The sequence below is a fragment of the Bacillus sp. UNC41MFS5 genome (genome assembly GCF_000686805.1).
In genome coordinates this window covers 111,954-129,704 of record NZ_JMLP01000015.1, presented here as the reverse complement: position 1 = coordinate 129,704, position 17,751 = coordinate 111,954, and the positions used below count along the sequence as shown (strand labels likewise).

Genomic DNA, 17,751 nt, shown 5'->3' with positions numbered 1-17,751 from the left:
TCCATTGGGGATTCAGCTAAAACAACTCCTCTTCATTAAGCAACATGATAGTTTCCTCATTGAGATTTATTATCAAAACTGATAGCTACCTTTAAACACTTAATTGATAATATCCATATTAACTTAACATTCATAAGGTAAGTTCAACATTAAAATAGAGTAAAATATTAAATTTTTTTAATTTTATTTTAAATAGTTTTTAAGAATTTTCTTATAATATATCGCCAATGGTCAAAAAATGATAATGATTATCATTTTCATTTTAGCTTCGATCAGTAAATATTTTGGAGGGGGCTTATGATGCAAAATCAAAATAATTCAGGAAAACACTTTTTTCATCATTTAGTTGTTTTAATGCGCATTCTATTTGGAATAGGCTGGCTTTCAGCAGGAGTAACGAAGATTTTAGGTGAAGGGGGTTCTTCAGGACATTCATGGTTTACTCAACCAGGAGTATTTCTAAGTGATTATCTGATGAATACATTAGATAAACCGAATGTACCAGATTTTTATAAATTTTTTATAGAAGAGGCAGCACTTAACCAAGTGATGGCTTTAAATTATACCATTCCCATCGTTCAGGTGATGGTTGGTTTGTTTCTTATCGCAGGGTTTATGACACTTCCATCTATTCTGACGTGTCTCTTTATGCATATTAACTTTCTTCTTTCAGGAAACATCAATATAATGAGCCTTACCCTTTATACTAGCGCATTTGGATTGTTACTTAGTGGAAGACAAATGTATCGTTTAAGCTTGGATAAATATTTCAAGTTAGATCAGTTATTGAACTTTACTATTAATAAATCCAGAGATTTAACGATTCCTAAATTTAAAGAAATGTATCCTCAAGACGATCTTAAAAAACTCATGCAAGACAGTATGAACGAGATTGCAAGTTCTGTTGAAAAAGCCCAGGTGTCCCAAAATGAGCGGATCGAACAATTTATCACTTATATTCAAGAAACTTACTTTAGTGAAAATAGTCATGTTAAAAAGAAAAGCATGTAAATCATTAATTTATTAAGCATAACATCATTTTTACAACCCTTTAAACATGTTAGAGGGGAGTTATGTATAGGATAAAGGACTTAATTGCATAAATGAATCAAATTTTTATTGATAATGATATTTATTCTCATTTAAAATAAGATATAGAAATAATAATAAATTGTAAATATAGAGGCATAAATGAAGGGTGAGAGGAACGATAATGAAAAAACAACCATGGAAAGTGATGACAACAGTTGCATTGGCTTCATCACTTTTATTAATAAGTGCCTGCTCAAACGAGAAATCAACCGCCAAGGAAGATACAAAAGCAGATATGAAAACGGTAACAAATACAAAAAAAAGCAGCGTATCTGTTCCAGTGACAGATTATACGTTTGATACAGCCGCGAATATGTTTGCTTATGCAGAATTTGAACTCTCCGGAGAGCCATTAGTAGAAGGCCTCGGCTTAGATTTAGATGTTCTTGATGTAAGAAAGCTTGATCAGCCTTCCAAATTTGACTACACAGCGGGTGTAGAATCATATGAATATTCAGAGGAAGCGATGTATGAAGTGACGGAGAAGTCCGGTATGGGCTTACATTTAGTCCACGGCCCGGCAGTTGCAGAATTAGCAAAGAAAACAGGAAAAGATGCACCGACTATGCTAGGTGAACGTTTTTATGATCTGGCAGACAGTGTCGGTTATCCAAAAGATGAACTGTTTAGGAATATGTTTCCAACATTAATTGAATATTCCTCTGGTGACCCGCACTACATACAAAAAGTGGATACAAATGTTTATGCAGAAAATGACGATGATTCCTATGTCCCAAGTTATCAGGTCAATTTTGAAACGTTGCGCTGGGGTCGGGCAAAGATGGACAAAACGTTAAATCCGTCAGCATATGGAGCAACCTTCTTGAAGCAAGCTCTTTGGGCTGGAGACTTTATGGGAGGCTTACATAAAGTAGACAGCGATGAAGAACTTGAAGCGACATCACCAAAAGATGATGATGACGCAAACATCGCGTTAGGGGTTAGTTCAGCTGATGGGATGCAGGGAGCCATTCTGACGGAACAAATTTGGAACAAGCTGGCCTACATTCGCGACGGATTATTTTATGATACAGCTAAAAAGCAGCTGACGGCTGGGACTGGAAGCAAATATAATCCGGCTAATGGCTTTGTTTATTTGCCGCACCAAGTCGAAGTCGTGGAAGACGGCAATGATGAGATGCCAAACGCCAAACAATTGACAGTAAAAGATGCACGCAGCATTCTGCAAGATCAATGGCTGATGCTGTGGCCGGCATCCGAATTTTACGGCATGACAGATCAGCGCCCGGAAAACAAAGCGCAAAACCCGGCGTTTTTAGCCGCATTTGACGGTAAACCGTTTCCGAGTGCAGCTAAGGAAAATGTAGATGGTTCTGCTGCCAACGATGTAAAGGCATCTGATCCTTATTCCATCAACCGCGATGTGTTGTTGCAAGTCTTTAAAAATATCGATGCCATGCACTTTAACAATGAAGCTGGAGCTTTTATCGATCAACATGACGGAAAGAGACAGGGAGCGCATGTAGATACATTCCAGGCCGGATACACGACAGAGGCACTGAGAATGTTCCAACGCGCGATTGACGGTCTTCCTGTCGGATACGCCAATGGTGAGGATGCAAAAGGATTAGAGACAGGAGAAGGAAAGCGTGCTCTGGAAATGATTAAAAAGCAAGCCGACTTTATCATCAATGAGTTAAAACGTGAAGATGGCCTAGTTGCAAACGGCTATACGATCGGAAAAGGCCAGGATGATACAGAGCCAACTTTAGATGCACAACTAGGAGCGATTAGAGGCTTGACTGGAGCATTCTTAGCAACGAAAGAAACGAAGTATCGCGATGCAGCCCGTGAATTATACCAAGCGATGGATGAGAAAATGCTCGATAAAGTAACAAATTTATTTTACACAAGTAAAGATGAAATGAAATATAACCCCATGACAGCAGGGGCTTTATCAGCTGTTTACCGCGTTGCCTTAAATAACTTATACAATACGGACGGAGATCAAGATGCATTGTCAGCTCTGGACCGTGAAACGATTATCTCCCGCTATGTTGCATTTTACGATACGGTTATTGACGGTCCGTCGTTACAAGAAGGAATGCAAGCAAGCGAGTTCTGGGATACAGGAGATGCTTATATTGACGGTAAAAAGCTTGGGAACACCGACAAAGACAATGTTCCACAAGTGCAGGCAGGACACGGGAAATTTGGGATTGCACCTGTTTTAGTGAATGTAGAAGTGAAGAAACGGTAAAGAAGGAAACATTATGTGGAAGCGACTTTTGCAATTGACAATTTTATCTGTAACGACCATTATCGCTGTGAGCTGTATGCAGGATCAAACGGTCACGACCAAAGAGGTAATACGTGACCAAGCTGTTCACAGTGATAATATGGTGCTAAATGACAAAGGTGACACACTATTTGTTGCCAATATAGATGTGGACACCGTATCGATTCTGGATGCAAAATCGAAAAAAATACAAGCGGAAGTTTCGGTCGGAAAAGAGCCTCAGCAACTAACATTAAGTCCTGATGGCCAATACGTTTATGTATCGTGTTTATTTGACAACCAAGTAGACGTCATTTCAACAAAAAAGAGAAAAGTGATAGACTCCATTGAGGTTGGCATTCAACCGTTTGGGCTTGTCACAAGCCCAAACGGTGATACACTTTATGTAGCAAATTATCAGTCTGGTACCCTATCAATCATTGATACAAATGAGAGGGAAGTAAAGAAGGAATTAAAAATTGGCGACCGTCCTCGAACGGTTGCCATGACAAAGGATGGGAAAAAGCTATATGTTCCTCATTATTTAGATGGCAATATTTCTGTCATCGACACAGGGGAAGACAAAGTGACAAAGACTATTACCTTAGCTAATTCACCGGATCAGACTAACCGTAAGAAAAGCCAGGGGATTCCGAATACGTTTGAGCAGTTTGTGATATCGCCTGACGGGAAAAAGGCTTTTGTTCCACACTTGTTAACGAATATCGATACCCCAATTCATTTTCAAGAGACGATTTTTCCTGCGGTGTCCGTTATCGATTTAGAAAAGGACGAAGAAATCGTAGATGAACGAAAAGAGCTCTTTGACGAAATGAATATACGGGATGTGAAAAATGAAACCATCATCGTAGCGAACCCATTTGATGTAGCCTTTCAGCCGGATGGCAGTAAAGCCTATGTGGTGATGTCGGGCAGCGAAGACCTTGTCGTTTTTGATTTAACACGTGGCGGAAATGCGACCCAAATTTTGCGACGCATTAAAGGAGATAACCCACGGGGGATTGCCATTTCAAATGATGGAAAGACACTTTATATCCATAATGCGATGAGTCATGATTTAGCGACGATTCAAACAGGGGGAGACAGCCCTTATGCACGGGCATCTATGTCAGGGGAACCTGTAAAACTGATTAAAAAAGACTCACTGTCAAAAGAGGTGCGAGAAGGTAAAACAATATTTTACAGTGCCAACAGTGATGAATTCGCCACAAGCATAACGGGGAACAACTGGATGAGCTGTGCCTCATGTCATGCCGATGGGGACATGAATCGCTTAACGTTAACGACGGCAAAAGGTCCACGTAATATTCCAAGCAACGTGGTGACGACGGAAACAGGGCTGTTTTTGTGGGACGGGTCACGCAATGAGTTTGCAGATTACATTCTTACTGTTCAAGGCGAAATGGGAGGCATGATGGAACTTGATCCTGCCAAACCGATCCCAGAAGATGTACAGCACATGTATGATGCACTCCTAGCATTTTTGCAAGATCCAAACTCGTATCCTCCCCCTCAAAGTCCTTATCGAAAAAAAGATGGCAGTTTAACACATACAGCCAAAGAAGGAGAGCGGTTGTTCAACGGAAAAGGAAACTGTCTCAGCTGCCATGGAGGTGAGTTCTTTACAGACAGCAGCAAGGCTTTGAATGAAGAAGGGGAGCTGACGGAACGAAACACGAACTTTCTCCATGACATCGGAACAGGTAGCAAACTCGACGTGCCTTCAAAAGGAGATGCACGCGGTCAATATCAGAACCCGCGTGACGGCAAAAAGTTTGATACTCCAACTTTAAGGGGTGTATGGGCAACTGCACCGTATTTTCATGATGGCAGCGCAAAGACCATAGAATCTGCAATTGAGCGTCATAGAAATAACAGCATTCCGATGTTATCAACATGGGAAGTGAATGCCATTGCCGAATATATTAAATCAATTGAATAGGCGAAACCTGCCGTGTTAGGAAACGGTACTCAATTAATGGAGTGCCGTTTTTTTTGATGTTCAATTTCCTCTAAATTGTCTTGTCTCTCTAGGAAGTATAGCAACTGTTTAATGATTGAAAAATTTGTTCACATAATTGTAGAAAAGCTTTTGAAAAGACTAAATTTAGGAGAATTCTAATGTGATATTATTTTATCTGTAGGAGGTAGCAAAATGGAAGCATGAAAAAAATAATTACTTTTTCATATTTGGGCATTTCTGTCCTCTATCATTTTCCCCATCCAATAATGATTTTTTTTAAACCTCGAAGAATAAATCCAACTAGTATATTTGCAAACGTTTTCTAATAACCACCTTATTGAATCCACACTTTTTTCTGCTTTAACATTCATTTTTTTCATATTTTTTTCGGATAAATTTTTTTATAAAAGTAGACCTAAAGGGATGGGTCTGTTTTGAAAACTTATTATCATTTAAAAGTTTCCTAGACTATGATTTCTGGTTCGTAAATTTTATCTGAAGGAGAATAATTTAATGGGTCACGATATATCAGGATACAATAAAGCAGGGCAAGAAATTGCTTATGCTCGTTTTAGCATGGGGAATTATAATGCTATCATACTGTATGATTTACTTGATGCAAATAAGTACTATGCAGGAGTTAGTGGGTCAGGCGGCAGTTCTACCTTCTCAAAACAACAAATAGAAAAGGCTGTGAATGCCTACAAGCAATTTTTTAACAATGGTGAGTCCATGTCAGAAAGTGATTCCTTACCTTGGGACCAAAAACAAATCTTGAATTTTATACAAAATTGTTTAACAACAGCAAAAATAGAAGGAAGAGTAAAAGTGTATTTTGGCTAATGTTTTAAAACTGTTTGCTATATTCTTTAATTGCGCTCTGAAATGAAACGTAAAATTTATGGCATCTACATAAAATTGTAGATGTTTTTTTGCGGAAATTATCTAAATTTTTAGCATTATAAAAATGATATAATATAAAGAAAATTATTGGTAGCACAGCTTATAAATAAATAAAGATCTCCACAAAACTTTACTGAGAGGAAACGTTTCCATGAATTTTCAATCTGTTATTGCAAATGTTCCTGATTACAAAGCTTTTCTGACGGTTGATGAAATGGATGACAGCTGCAGGAAGCTTGCTATTGAGTTTCCTGATATCGTTACTGTTTTTGAAATTGGAAAATCACGAAAGGGACATCCCATTCTATGCATGAAAATTGGGGATGGACCAAAGAATGCTTTATGCTTTGCCTGTCCTCACCCTAATGAACCGATTGGAGCCATGACACTAGAGTACTTTTCTCGTGCTTTGGCTGAGAGTGAAGATTTACGAGAAGGATTAGGCTTTACATGGTACATGATTAAATGTATCGATCCAGATGGTGTTCGTCTAAATGAAAACTGGTTCAAAGGACCGTTTAATGTTTATACCTACACGAAAAATTATTATCGGCCAATCGGCTATGAACAAGTGGAATGGACTTTTCCGATTGACTACAAAGAACTGCATTTTCATAATCCGCTACCTGAAACCCAAGCTTTAATGACATTAATACAAGAGATCAAGCCAGAGTTTATGTATTCACTCCATAATGCAGGGTTTGGGGGAGCTTATTGGTACATCACACATGATCTGCCGGAGCTGTATGAAGGTTTGAGGAATTCAGCTTTAAAACAAGGCATTCCATTGAACTTAGGCGAGCCAGAGGAGCCTTTCATTACAAAATTTTCTCCGGCAATCTTTAAAAATATGACTATTGCTGAAGCATATGATTTCATCGAAAAATTTAGTGGTGAGAAGCCAAATATAAAAAACGGCACTTCGAGTTCAGACTATGCATCGGGTGTAACAGACTGTGTGACTCTTCTTACTGAACTCCCTTATTTCTTTGATTCGCGGATTGAGGATTTGAGTGAGGGGGATATCACTCGGAAAGAGGCCATTTTCCAGAGTGTAAAACAATCACAAGCTCATTTTACTTACTTAGATAAGTTGTTAATCGAAGTTCGCCCTTATATTAGTGAACAGAATCCATTTGTAAAATTTGTAGAAGAAGTGATTCAGTATATTAGAGAAGGCAGTGAAGCCAAGATCAATTGGGCTGAAAGTAATCCTGAATTTGAAAAAATGGCTTCCATTGCAGAGATTTTTGATAATTTACAAGTTGCCAAGTTTTACAATGGCTTGTACTTAGGGTTGACAGTTCGGACTTGTGAATATGAAATCGAGCAGCTTGGCCGGCAAAAAAATAATGATAAGATCGCTATGAGCAAACTTATGGAAACCTTCGAGAAAGGTGAACAATTCTTAAAAGAATATTGTGAAAACCTTGAAAGTGAGCTTGATTATACAGCGATTCCGATTCAAAAGCTTGTGCGTATTCAAGTAGAGAGTGGGCTAATAGTGGCTAATTACATACGAGAAAATCGATAAATCAGTGAGGACCTTGTTACGTGATCTCTAAAGATACCCAGAATAAGGAGGGGGAGCGTAGGAATGCCAGTACCTAATTTTACATGTAAAGATAAAATTGAAACAGAGGATGAGCTACGTTCGATTATGGGGGAACCTAGTGAACTAGTTAGAAAAAAGGTGATTTCCTATGTAGACGATCATTGTAAGGATTTTATTTCACGTTCACCTTTTCTAGTCATTTCTACTTCTGATGCTTCCGGATATTGTGATGTTTCTCCTCGTGGAGACATGCCTGGGTTTGCACTTGTACTTGATGAAAAGCATATCGTTATTCCAGAAAGACCAGGGAATAAAAGAATAGATACAATGCGTAATATTTTATCCAATCCAAGGGCAGGTCTTCTTTTTCTAATTCCTGGATTAGGAGAGACGTTAAGAGTGAATGGAAAAGCATATTTGGTGAAAGATGACATCCTCCTTGAACGAATGACACATCATGGGAAGAAACCTTTAGTAGGAATCTGCATTGAAGTGGAGGAATGCTTTATTCATTGTGCAAAAGCGATGAAACGTTCAGGTCTTTGGGAACCAGAAACATGGAGTGAAAAGGATTCTCTGCCAAATGCAGCCAAAATCCTCTTAGACCATACCAAAATTCCCGATATGTCAGAAAAGGATTTGGATAAAGTACTTCAAGAAGATTATAGGACCGAGCTCTATTAAAGGAAGATATAGAGTTTTCTTAAATTGATATAAAATGTATGGCTAGATGCAGAATGGGAAACTATCCGAATTGCATCTAGCCTTTTTTAAAAAGAAGCATATTATCTCTTTTTCAGAAAATTATGTACTTCAAATTACAAATATGATATAGTTAGTGAAAATTCCATATCGTGTAAGAATTGGTGCCAAGCTAAGGCTTGGCTTAAAAGGGAAGAACGGTGTAATTCCGTCGCTGTCCCGCAACTGTAAATCGGAGTGAATCACAAATACCACTGTCTATACGACGGGAAGGTGTGAGGAACTATGATGATAAGCCAGGAGACCTGCCAAATTCCAGTACACACCAAATACCTACGTGGAAATAGGTGGTGACATTCATTTGTACGACAAGCGAGTTATGAGCATCAATGTTTTTGCATGTCTTTTAAACATAACTTTAACTTGATTGTAGAGCCATTTCCATTTTGTGGAGATGGCTTTTTTGTATTTGGGAATTTTGTAACTATAAAAAGGAGGAATGAAAAATGAATTTAGTAAGTACAGCGATTGGTTACCCGTATATTGGTGATAACCGGGAGTGGAAACGGTGTGTAGAATCTTTTTGGAAGACAGCGATATCAGAGGAGCAATTTAGTATAGAGATGAAAACGATTCGCTTAAATAATTTGAAGCGCCAGCAATCATTAGGCTTGGATTTACTGACAGCTGGAGATTTTACCTTTTATGACCGTATGCTAGACCATGCGGCAATGTTCGGAATGGTTCCAAATCGTTATAAATGGACCGGTGATGAAGTAAATCTATCAACCTATTACGCAATGGCACGTGGGGCAAACGATGTTGTGGCTTGTGAAATGACTAAGTGGTTTAACACTAATTATCACTACATCGTCCCTGAGTATGAAGGCCAGTCATTAAGATTAACGAAGAATTACATATTAGATTATTTTCTAGAAGCCAAACAGGAATTAGGTCTAATTACCAAGCCTACCTTAATCGGTCCCTTTACTTTTGTGAAATTAGCGAAAGGATACGATGCAAAATCCAAAGCATTGTTTATATTAAAACTTCTACCTCTCTATGCACAAGTATTGCAGCAACTTGTAAATGCAGGGGCACAGTGGATTCAAGTGGAAGAACCGGCACTAGCCCTATCACTAACAGCGGAGGATGTAAAACTAATCCAAGAGATTTACAAACAGTTAGCAGAACAAGTACCAGCGGCCCGTATCATGTTACAAACCTATTTTGAAGGATTATCAGCGTATGAAGAGCTATCCCAATTACCGGTTGCAGGGATTGGGCTTGATTTCATCCATGGTTCCGAAGAGAATATGGCCTCACTTCGAAAACACGGCTTCCCACAAGACAAAGTATTAGGAATTGGCATTGTAAATGGACGGGATATTTGGCGGGCAAATTTGGCTGAAAAAGCATTCAATATAAAAGCTGTTTTATTATTAAGCGGTGTAAAAGAAGCTTGGGTTCAGTCTTCATGTAGTTTACAGCATGTACCTGTGACAACGAAGGCAGAAACACGTCTAGATGCCACATTAAAAAATGCTCTATCATTTGCTGATGAGAAAATTGTGGAGCTAACACAGTTAACAGCCTATGTGGGTGACGAGGCATGGGCAGGAAATAAGAGTGTGTCACAAAGTATGAAAGCAACCCAAGCATTAGCACAGGATGAGGCGAGGAAAAATGCACGGGTGGAGGGGCTTGAATTACAAATAAAACCTGAACATTTTGCCCGTCCATTGACATTTAACGAACGCCAGCCTTTGCAGAAAGAGGCACTGAATTTACCAGATTTTCCAACCACAACGATTGGCAGTTTCCCTCAGTCGGATCAAGTAAAACGTACTCGTACGGCCTGGCGGAAAAAGGAACTCACCGACGCTGAATATGCAGCGTTCTTGAAGGGTGAAACAGCTCGTTGGATTCAAATTCAAGAAGAGATTGGACTGGATGTTTTCGTTCATGGTGAATTTGAGCGAACGGATATGGTTGAGTATTTTGGAGAAAAACTAGAAGGTTTTGCCTTTACAGAAAAAGCATGGGTGGTATCCTATGGTTCACGCTGTGTTAAACCACCAATTATTTATGGTGATGTCGAGTGGGTCGCTCCCATGACTGTGAAGGAGGTAGAGGTGGCCCAGCAATTAACGTCTAAGTATGTGAAAGGGATGTTAACGGGTCCTGTCACCATCTTAAATTGGTCTTTTGTCCGTGATGATATTTCACGTGAACAAGTAGCCAACCAACTCGCCTTAGCGCTGAGAGAAGAGATACAAGCGTTAGAAGATGCAGGTATTGCCATTATTCAAGTAGATGAACCGGCATTACGCGAAGGATTGCCATTACGTAAAGAAAAATGGGCGGAATATTTGGCATGGGCGGTCAATGCCTTTAAATTAGCCACTTCCAGTGTGAAAAATGAAACACAAATTCATACCCATATGTGCTATTGCGAGTTTAATGACTTTATTGAGCCTATTCGTGCTCTTGATGCAGATGTTATTTCCATTGAAACGTCTAGGAGTCATGGAGAGTTGATTCAATCTCTTAAACAAGATCCATACGAACTTGGGATTGGTTTAGGAGTGTACGATATTCATAGTCCACGAGTGCCCAATGTAGAAGAAATCAGTGCGATATTAAAAGATAGTGTAGAGGTTATTCCAAAAGAACAGTTCTGGGTGAATCCAGATTGTGGTTTAAAAACACGTCATGAAGAAGAAACCATTGCATCGCTTAAAAATATGGTGACTGCTGCCCAGAAACTCCGCCAACAGCAGCATCAAACGGTTTAAATCTAATCTTAACAAAATACTCAGAGCCCTTTCTATTTTTGGAAGGGCTCTTTTGTTTGTTTAGGTATGTTATTTCAAGGCGTTGAGTTGATCTATCAAGCTATCGTATTGTATTTCTTTTTGCCACTTCTTTTATAAATTCAATTATTTTTTAAAATATAATGTAAACTTTTCTTTAGGCAATACGTCTAGTAGGCAGGAGGACGATGATGAATGCCATAAATAATAAAAACGAGCTCAATATAGAACTTAATATTGTGTATAGGTACTTACGTAAACTGGGCATTCCTCAGTCGGATGCAGAGGATGCAGTTCAGGAATCTGCTTATAGATTTCTACTATATTACGATTCAATCCAGACATCAAAAATACGGAGTTGGTTGATACGAGTAGCGTTAAATTTCTATTATGATAAATGCCGAAAATATGGGCGGTATGAGTTGAATTTAAACGAGGGGCTTCTAGAAATAGATATAAGTGAGCATCCTGAAGAAATATTTCTCAAAAAGGAAAGAAATAGTGAACTTGGATATGCGCTCTCTCAGTTAAAACCGCATTATCAAGAGCTATTGTTATTAAAGTATCATTCAAGTTTAAAATACGAAGAAATTTCAAATCTATTGGAAATGAATGTAAGTTCTGTCAAGACGAATTTATTTAGGGCCAGGAAAAAGTTAGAGAAGATTTATAAGGAGGTAAATCATGAGTGATAATCACGAACCAAAAAAAGGGGAGAACATCGATTTTTTGAGTAGTCCTTCTTTGCAGAAGGCCGTCAAAAAATCGAAAATGAAGCAAACAATTAAATACATCATCATTACGGTTCTTACCACTACCATCTTGTTGACCATTGTTTTTATGGGCAGTCAATATATCCTAACTAATCGAATACAGGATCAAGATTATTTTTACAATAGCATTCACGGAGCAAATATTTCAGTTGGCGGTACTTCCTATAACTACAATCTTTTTAGCATTACAGCAGAGACAACATACCGTAAAACCATCGGTGACCGCTCAATACTTTGGGATAAAAAGACAGAAAATATCCCTCTATTCGGAAGGATAGAAACGATTGAAAGGGGAAGCGGAATGATGGAAGTCAATACTTTAAATGAAGAAGCCAAAAGATATGTTCGTTATAATGATTTCAACAATGAAAGAAAAATAGATTTTTATTATCCTGGTTTATCTTACGACTATTTGCCACATGAACTTGATACTGCTGTAAAATTAGATGAGAATATGTTAATAGAAGTTGCTTTGTCCTTTAAGAAACCAATGACAATAATAGAATTGGCTGAGAAGTTAGGGCAGGAAAATGTTAATTGGCTATGGGTCGATACAACGTCAACTGCTCAAATGGAATATATGGAAACGACTCTTGATCAGGATAGTGTAAAGACTAAGGGAGGTGGAGGTGCCTTTGGGTTTGAGGTTAGATCTGAAATTCCTTATTCTGAAGAAAATGGAAAAGGGTTCATCACGATGCTGGAACAGTTGAGGAATAAAGGCATTCATAAAAGTGCTATTAATGAGGCTCTGAAGGGGATTAAAGAAAATATCCAAACAACAAATGGAAATATCAGATTAAACGGTGCCGTTGTAACTGGTACGCCAGCGGAACTTAAACGTTTCCAAAATCTTGATTTCATCAGAGCATCCGTCCTTGGGGCTACAATTGATAAGTATTAATTAGATTCTATCTAATTGCATTGGCTACCAGTGTAAAACTGAATAGCCTGCTAAAAAAACAGCCTCATCCTTATTCCTAAACAGGTAAAGGATTGAGGTTGCTTTTGTTATGAAAGTTAAATGAACATCACCTCCTAGGCTAATGTGCATAAAATGATGCAAGCACAAAAATGGAGGTGTGATGTTCAAATATGGCAGGTTTCAATCATTTTAATAGAAATAACCCTTTCTTAAATTTCCAACCTAAACACCCCCAGCACCCATTCATATATGTACCGATTACGGAGTTGGTCAGGTTGGTTACAAGGGTTTCTTTTGATCAAAAACAAATGGCTTACAGAGTAACAAGTGATTATCATCAATTAAAGGCTCAGAACGAACACTTAAGACAAAGAATAACGGAATTCGAGAGACTGGCAGCGAATCAGAACCTAAGGGCAGATGACCAAAACTGGGAAATGCATTTAGCCGATCAGGCAAATACTAATTATTCAAGTGCCACCATGCCTGCGGATTTGACGTTATTGACTTTAAAGAAAGATCCATTTAATAATGCTTCTGCGTTGTTTAGTGTAAATCGCAATCAACTGTATTCGGCTGAACGGATTTCTAAAAAAATACTCTCTGCCACCGACTTAGATACTTACAAAGAGAGATGGAATTTTTCAATAGAAGAACAGAATGGGTTTCTTGACTTAATAGCAAGAGACGGAGTGATTTACGCTTCAACGATGACTAAAATTTATGCGATTCAGGATAACGGTACCTCTTCACAGACACTTTGGACCGTTGATAGCTTTGCGAATCGCCTTTTAATTGACCAGAATACCTTATATTATTTAACGAGAACCACCGAAGGTTTGGATGCAATTGGTACGGTAGATGTAAATACGGGTCAAAAGAGATGGAATTATCCCCTTAAATTCCAAGAGCGGTTGGAAGGAGTTTTCGCTGCCGGTGATAATCGACTGTTTGCAAATATACGGAATCCAGTTCAAATGACATCCAAAATGTATGCATTCGACACGTCTACAGGCACGGTGCTTTGGACATTTGATCTGGATTCAAGTTTGCCTATTTATGGGGCTCCTGTCTATAAAGATGGGAAGCTTTACTTCGAAACGAAACCGGCGACAACAAGGAACATTTGGGCATTGGATGCAGCGAGCGGAAGAACATTATGGAAGTTTAGCCCTTCGGGAATGTTTACACAACCTCTTTCTGTAACGAGTGATTCTTTAATTGTCCTAGATGAGACCAATATCATCGCGGTAGACAAAAATACCGGAGTTCAGAAATGGAAGACCTTGTATGCAGAACAGTTTGTTGCTGGTGGACTTCAGACCATTAAAGGGTCAAGTGGAATGGTCGTAGCCTCTGATAAAATTATTTTGGGAAATTACAACAAAATAAAATTCTTTAATATCGCTAATGGTCAGCTTATTTATTCAACTCTTCAGCTGACACCTACTACAGGCGCATCTGGCTTGCGGCCAATCGGCGTCATCAAAGACACGATTTTTGTAACAGAGACGAATCAATTTCTATATACGTACGCCGTGCCAAAAACATCCCAGTTAGATACAGAAAAACCAACGGCAACGATCGATTTGCCAGCAGTCAGCCAGCTTTCTATGCAGGATGGGAAGAACCAAATTAAAATTCCCATTACCATAAGTGAAACGGCAGATATGGATGTAACCATTGTTGATGAAAGCGGCCAGGTAGTTCAAACCATTGGGTGGGGAAGACACTTGAAGGGTACATCCAATTTTTATTGGGATGGAAAAAACAGCCGTGGCTTTAACGTAATCCGCGGAAATTACTATCCAATTGTAAAACTCACAGATCTTGCTGGGAATAAGAATGAATATACAGCACGTGACAAATCCATTCTGATTACAGAAGGCTTCGGTTTAACCTTGAAAAATTCCAACTTGCGCTCGGCAGCTACCACACAAAGTACCATACTAAGAACAATCCCTGCTGGTTCAGAAGTGGTCATAACAGGAGAAACAGGTGATTGGTATCAGATTGAGTACAGAATTGTCAGTGCGGTTCTGAAAGGATATGTCTCCAAGCCATTAATTAAAGTTCCATCCAATCAGGAGATTCAAGCAATCGAGAATGCTAAGACAAGGACAAACGTCAATGTTAGAACCAATCCAGGAACTCAGTATGATACAAAGATTGTGCTCCCGATGAATACAGATATAAAAATTTATTCCGCAATCGGAGACTGGTATTCAATAGAATACCAGAAAGACAGCAGTACTGCGGATTCTGGGTATGTAGCAAAATTTACTGTCACCCTTCCAACGGTATCAACTGTTGTTTACACCGTTGTTGCGGGCGACTCTCTCTGGAAGATTGCCCAGAAGAATGGTGTAACGATTGACTCCATCGTCAAAGCCAACAATCTTGATCCCAATCAACCAATCTATATTGGCCAAAAACTGACCATAGTGAAATAATCTTTTTTCATGTAAAGGCAGAGTATATTTGAAAGGGATGTATAAGAATTTATTTGACATTTCTAATCGAAGTGTTAACATTAACCATGCAAGGGAATTTTTATAAATGAATAGATAACAATCCGCTAGAGGTGCCTTTTTAAAGGGCTGAGATTGAAGTGATACTTCGGGACTCTATGAACCTGATCTGGGTTATACCAGCGTAGGGAAGTGGAAACATGGATATTTGAAGAATCATGTTTATATTTCAAATTATCAACCACTTTCTTATCAAAAGGAAGTGGTTTTTTGTTTTTCACTTTATTTCATTGAGATTCGGAATCTTGATTATAGGGGGTGACTTGTATTTTAACTAGTGTTAAAGAGTTACATATTATATCCAATGGTAAAATGCCAATCGAGCAGCTATGTGAAATTGTCATGGATATTCATCCATATGTAACCGCGATTCACTTACGAGAAAAACAAAAAACAGCGAGGGAACTTTTTCAAGCAGTTGAACTTCTAACAACGACAAACGTGCCACTATCAAAGATTATAATCAATGATCGAGTGGATGTTGCCTTAGTTACAAAGTCTGGTGGGGTTCAATTAGCCTTTCATAGTTTAGATGCTGCCATTGTCAAAGGGAATTTTCCTCAGCTTAGGGTAGGAAGTTCCATCCACTCCTACGAAGAAGGACAAAAAGCAAAAGAAAATGGTGTTAATTACGTGCTTTTCGGCCATGTCTTCCCTTCGCAATCAAAACCAGGAATGACCCCTAAAGGTCTTGAGGAATTATCAAGGATCGCACAATTAGAGGTTCCGGTAATTGCCATTGGAGGCATAACCCCCGAGAATACGGGGCGGGTACTAGCTGCTGGGGCAAAAGGAATCGCGGTCATGTCAGGAGTATTAGAAGCTCGCGATCCATTAGTAGCAGTAAAGGCTTATTTAAATGTATTAAGAGATGGAGATGGAACAAGTGGAAAATTCATTTGATGTTGCCATTATCGGAGGAGGGATTAACGGATCCTCTATTGCCTATCAACTATCAAAAATGGGTAGAAAAGTAATCATAATTGAGAAGGATAGATTGGCTTGCCAAGCTTCCAGTGCGGCTGCCGGTATGCTGGCAGCACAAGCTGAGATTGAACAAGATGGTCCTTTATTCCAGTTGGCATTAAAGAGTCAAGCAATGTTTTCTACTCTATCAAGCGAGTTAAATGAATATACTGGAATTGATATCGAGTTCGTGAATAAAGGAATGCTGAAAATTGCAGAAACGGAAGAAATAGCAGTAGAAGTAAAAAAACAGGTCAACTATCAAAGGAATTGGGATCCAACTATACAATGGCTGGATGGAAAGGTATTACGAGAAATGGAACCGTCTTTAGCACCAAGTGTTGTTGGAGGGATGTATCTCCCCAACGATGGACATGTGCAGCCAGCAAAGTTAACACAAGCGTTTGCAAAAGCGGCTGTTATTTTTGGAGCGAAAATTCTTGAAAATACGGAGGTTCTTTCTTTTATTTTTGAAAACGGTCAGGTTAAAGGGGTTAAAACGACCAATGGTGTCATAAATAGTGAACAAGTTGTCGTGGCCACCGGAGCTTGGGCAGCGAAATTAATGCGTGAATCGGGACTGGACATTAGCGTGTATCCTGTTAAAGGAGAATGCTTTTCCGTTCGAACGGAGGAGCCGATTATTAACACGACTATTTTTTCCGACAAACGCTGTTATTTGGTACCAAAACGGAATGGGGAAATTTATATTGGTGCTACCATGATTGAAAATACCTTTGATAACAAGGTTACCCCTGAAGGAATTGCTTCATTAATAGAAAGAGCGACTCAATTAGTTCCTCAGATTAAGGAAGCAGCATGGGAGCGAGTGTGGTCAGGATTCAGACCGCAGACAGGCGATGGAATCCCTTATATTGGCGAGCATCCAAGATGGAAGAGATTGTTCGTTGCAGCAGGGCATTTTCGAAATGGGATTTTATTAAGTCCAATTACAGGGAAAATAGTGGCTGACCTATTAGCAGGTAGACAGCAAGATGACGCTCTTCTCGCAGCTTTTCACCTTGAAAGGCACAAAGAGACAGTTGGTTAGGAGGTTAAAGATGGAAGTAATATTAAATGGCGAGTATATCCAATTACCAGAGCATGTCGTATTTGTTTCAGATGTTCTCAAACACTATGAAATCCACGATAAGGTTGTAGTTGTGGAAGTAAACGGTGAAATATTAACCAAAATAGATCACCAAAGTACTAGATTATCAGATAAAGATCGAATTGAAATAGTTCATTTTGTAGGAGGCGGTTGA

General features: G+C 38.9%; 13 protein-coding genes and 2 riboswitches. All 13 genes read left to right on the top strand.

Annotated elements, in window-relative coordinates; translation table 11 throughout:
• Positions 1 to 297 precede the first annotated feature (297 nt).
• Positions 298 to 1,011, top strand: coding sequence for a hypothetical protein (locus BR30_RS32875; RefSeq protein ID WP_231507650.1), 714 nt, complete (start codon positions 298 to 300; stop codon positions 1,009 to 1,011).
• 202 nt (positions 1,012 to 1,213) lie between these two features.
• A complete protein-coding gene (locus tag BR30_RS0108550; protein WP_026564669.1) occupies positions 1,214 to 3,313 on the top strand; it encodes a hypothetical protein in 2,100 nt (699 codons plus the stop codon).
• Between the two features lie 76 nt (positions 3,314 to 3,389).
• Entirely contained in the window at positions 3,390 to 5,294 is a 1,905-nt protein-coding gene (locus tag BR30_RS0108545) for a beta-propeller fold lactonase family protein (RefSeq protein WP_231507655.1), read from the top strand.
• Between the two features lie 534 nt (positions 5,295 to 5,828).
• Positions 5,829 to 6,158 (top strand): hypothetical protein, encoded by a 330-nt coding sequence (locus tag BR30_RS0108540; protein ID WP_035445243.1) that lies wholly within the window; start codon positions 5,829 to 5,831, stop codon positions 6,156 to 6,158.
• A gap of 211 nt (positions 6,159 to 6,369) precedes the next feature.
• A complete protein-coding gene (locus BR30_RS0108535) occupies positions 6,370 to 7,752 on the top strand; it encodes a M14 family zinc carboxypeptidase (RefSeq protein ID WP_026564666.1) in 1,383 nt (460 codons plus the stop codon).
• Between the two features lie 63 nt (positions 7,753 to 7,815).
• Positions 7,816 to 8,457, top strand: coding sequence for a pyridoxamine 5'-phosphate oxidase family protein (locus BR30_RS0108530; RefSeq protein ID WP_026564665.1), 642 nt, complete (start codon positions 7,816 to 7,818; stop codon positions 8,455 to 8,457).
• Positions 8,458 to 8,620: 163 nt separating this feature from the next.
• Positions 8,621 to 8,802, top strand: a riboswitch (cobalamin riboswitch).
• Positions 8,803 to 8,981: 179 nt separating this feature from the next.
• Complete coding sequence (gene metE / locus BR30_RS0108525) at positions 8,982 to 11,273, top strand: 5-methyltetrahydropteroyltriglutamate--homocysteine S-methyltransferase (protein ID WP_026564664.1); 2,292 nt, start codon at positions 8,982 to 8,984, stop codon at positions 11,271 to 11,273.
• A gap of 209 nt (positions 11,274 to 11,482) precedes the next feature.
• Positions 11,483 to 11,983, top strand: coding sequence for an RNA polymerase sigma factor (locus BR30_RS0108520; RefSeq protein ID WP_035445242.1), 501 nt, complete (start codon positions 11,483 to 11,485; stop codon positions 11,981 to 11,983).
• Entirely contained in the window at positions 11,976 to 12,968 is a 993-nt protein-coding gene (locus BR30_RS0108515) for an anti sigma factor C-terminal domain-containing protein (RefSeq protein WP_026564662.1), read from the top strand. Before BR30_RS0108520 ends, BR30_RS0108515 begins: the two co-directional genes overlap by 8 nt.
• A gap of 329 nt (positions 12,969 to 13,297) precedes the next feature.
• On the top strand, positions 13,298 to 15,442 hold the full coding sequence (locus tag BR30_RS0108510; RefSeq protein WP_231507649.1) for an outer membrane protein assembly factor BamB family protein: 2,145 nt from the start codon (positions 13,298 to 13,300) through the stop codon (positions 15,440 to 15,442).
• Positions 15,443 to 15,559: 117 nt separating this feature from the next.
• Positions 15,560 to 15,668: riboswitch (TPP riboswitch) on the top strand.
• 110 nt (positions 15,669 to 15,778) lie between these two features.
• Positions 15,779 to 16,423 (top strand): thiazole tautomerase TenI, encoded by a 645-nt coding sequence (gene tenI, locus BR30_RS0108505; protein ID WP_026564660.1) that lies wholly within the window; start codon positions 15,779 to 15,781, stop codon positions 16,421 to 16,423.
• A complete protein-coding gene (thiO, locus tag BR30_RS0108500) occupies positions 16,398 to 17,537 on the top strand; it encodes a glycine oxidase ThiO (RefSeq protein WP_035445241.1) in 1,140 nt (379 codons plus the stop codon). Before tenI ends, thiO begins: the two co-directional genes overlap by 26 nt.
• 10 nt (positions 17,538 to 17,547) lie before the next feature.
• On the top strand, positions 17,548 to 17,751 hold the full coding sequence (thiS, locus tag BR30_RS0108495) for a sulfur carrier protein ThiS (protein WP_026564658.1): 204 nt from the start codon (positions 17,548 to 17,550) through the stop codon (positions 17,749 to 17,751).

Coding starts and splice junctions, on each gene's coding strand:
- BR30_RS0108520 (WP_035445242.1), top strand. CDS start 11,483: ATGAATGCCATAAATAATAAAAACGAGCTCAATATAGAACTTAATATT.
- BR30_RS0108530 (WP_026564665.1), top strand. CDS start 7,816: ATGCCAGTACCTAATTTTACATGTAAAGATAAAATTGAAACAGAGGAT.
- BR30_RS0108545 (WP_231507655.1), top strand. CDS start 3,390: ATGCAGGATCAAACGGTCACGACCAAAGAGGTAATACGTGACCAAGCT.
- thiO (WP_035445241.1), top strand. CDS start 16,398: ATGGAACAAGTGGAAAATTCATTTGATGTTGCCATTATCGGAGGAGGG.
- metE (WP_026564664.1), top strand. CDS start 8,982: ATGAATTTAGTAAGTACAGCGATTGGTTACCCGTATATTGGTGATAAC.
- BR30_RS0108510 (WP_231507649.1), top strand. CDS start 13,298: ATGGCTTACAGAGTAACAAGTGATTATCATCAATTAAAGGCTCAGAAC.
- BR30_RS0108550 (WP_026564669.1), top strand. CDS start 1,214: ATGAAAAAACAACCATGGAAAGTGATGACAACAGTTGCATTGGCTTCA.
- thiS (WP_026564658.1), top strand. CDS start 17,548: ATGGAAGTAATATTAAATGGCGAGTATATCCAATTACCAGAGCATGTC.
- BR30_RS32875 (WP_231507650.1), top strand. CDS start 298: ATGATGCAAAATCAAAATAATTCAGGAAAACACTTTTTTCATCATTTA.
- BR30_RS0108540 (WP_035445243.1), top strand. CDS start 5,829: ATGGGTCACGATATATCAGGATACAATAAAGCAGGGCAAGAAATTGCT.
- BR30_RS0108535 (WP_026564666.1), top strand. CDS start 6,370: ATGAATTTTCAATCTGTTATTGCAAATGTTCCTGATTACAAAGCTTTT.
- BR30_RS0108515 (WP_026564662.1), top strand. CDS start 11,976: ATGAGTGATAATCACGAACCAAAAAAAGGGGAGAACATCGATTTTTTG.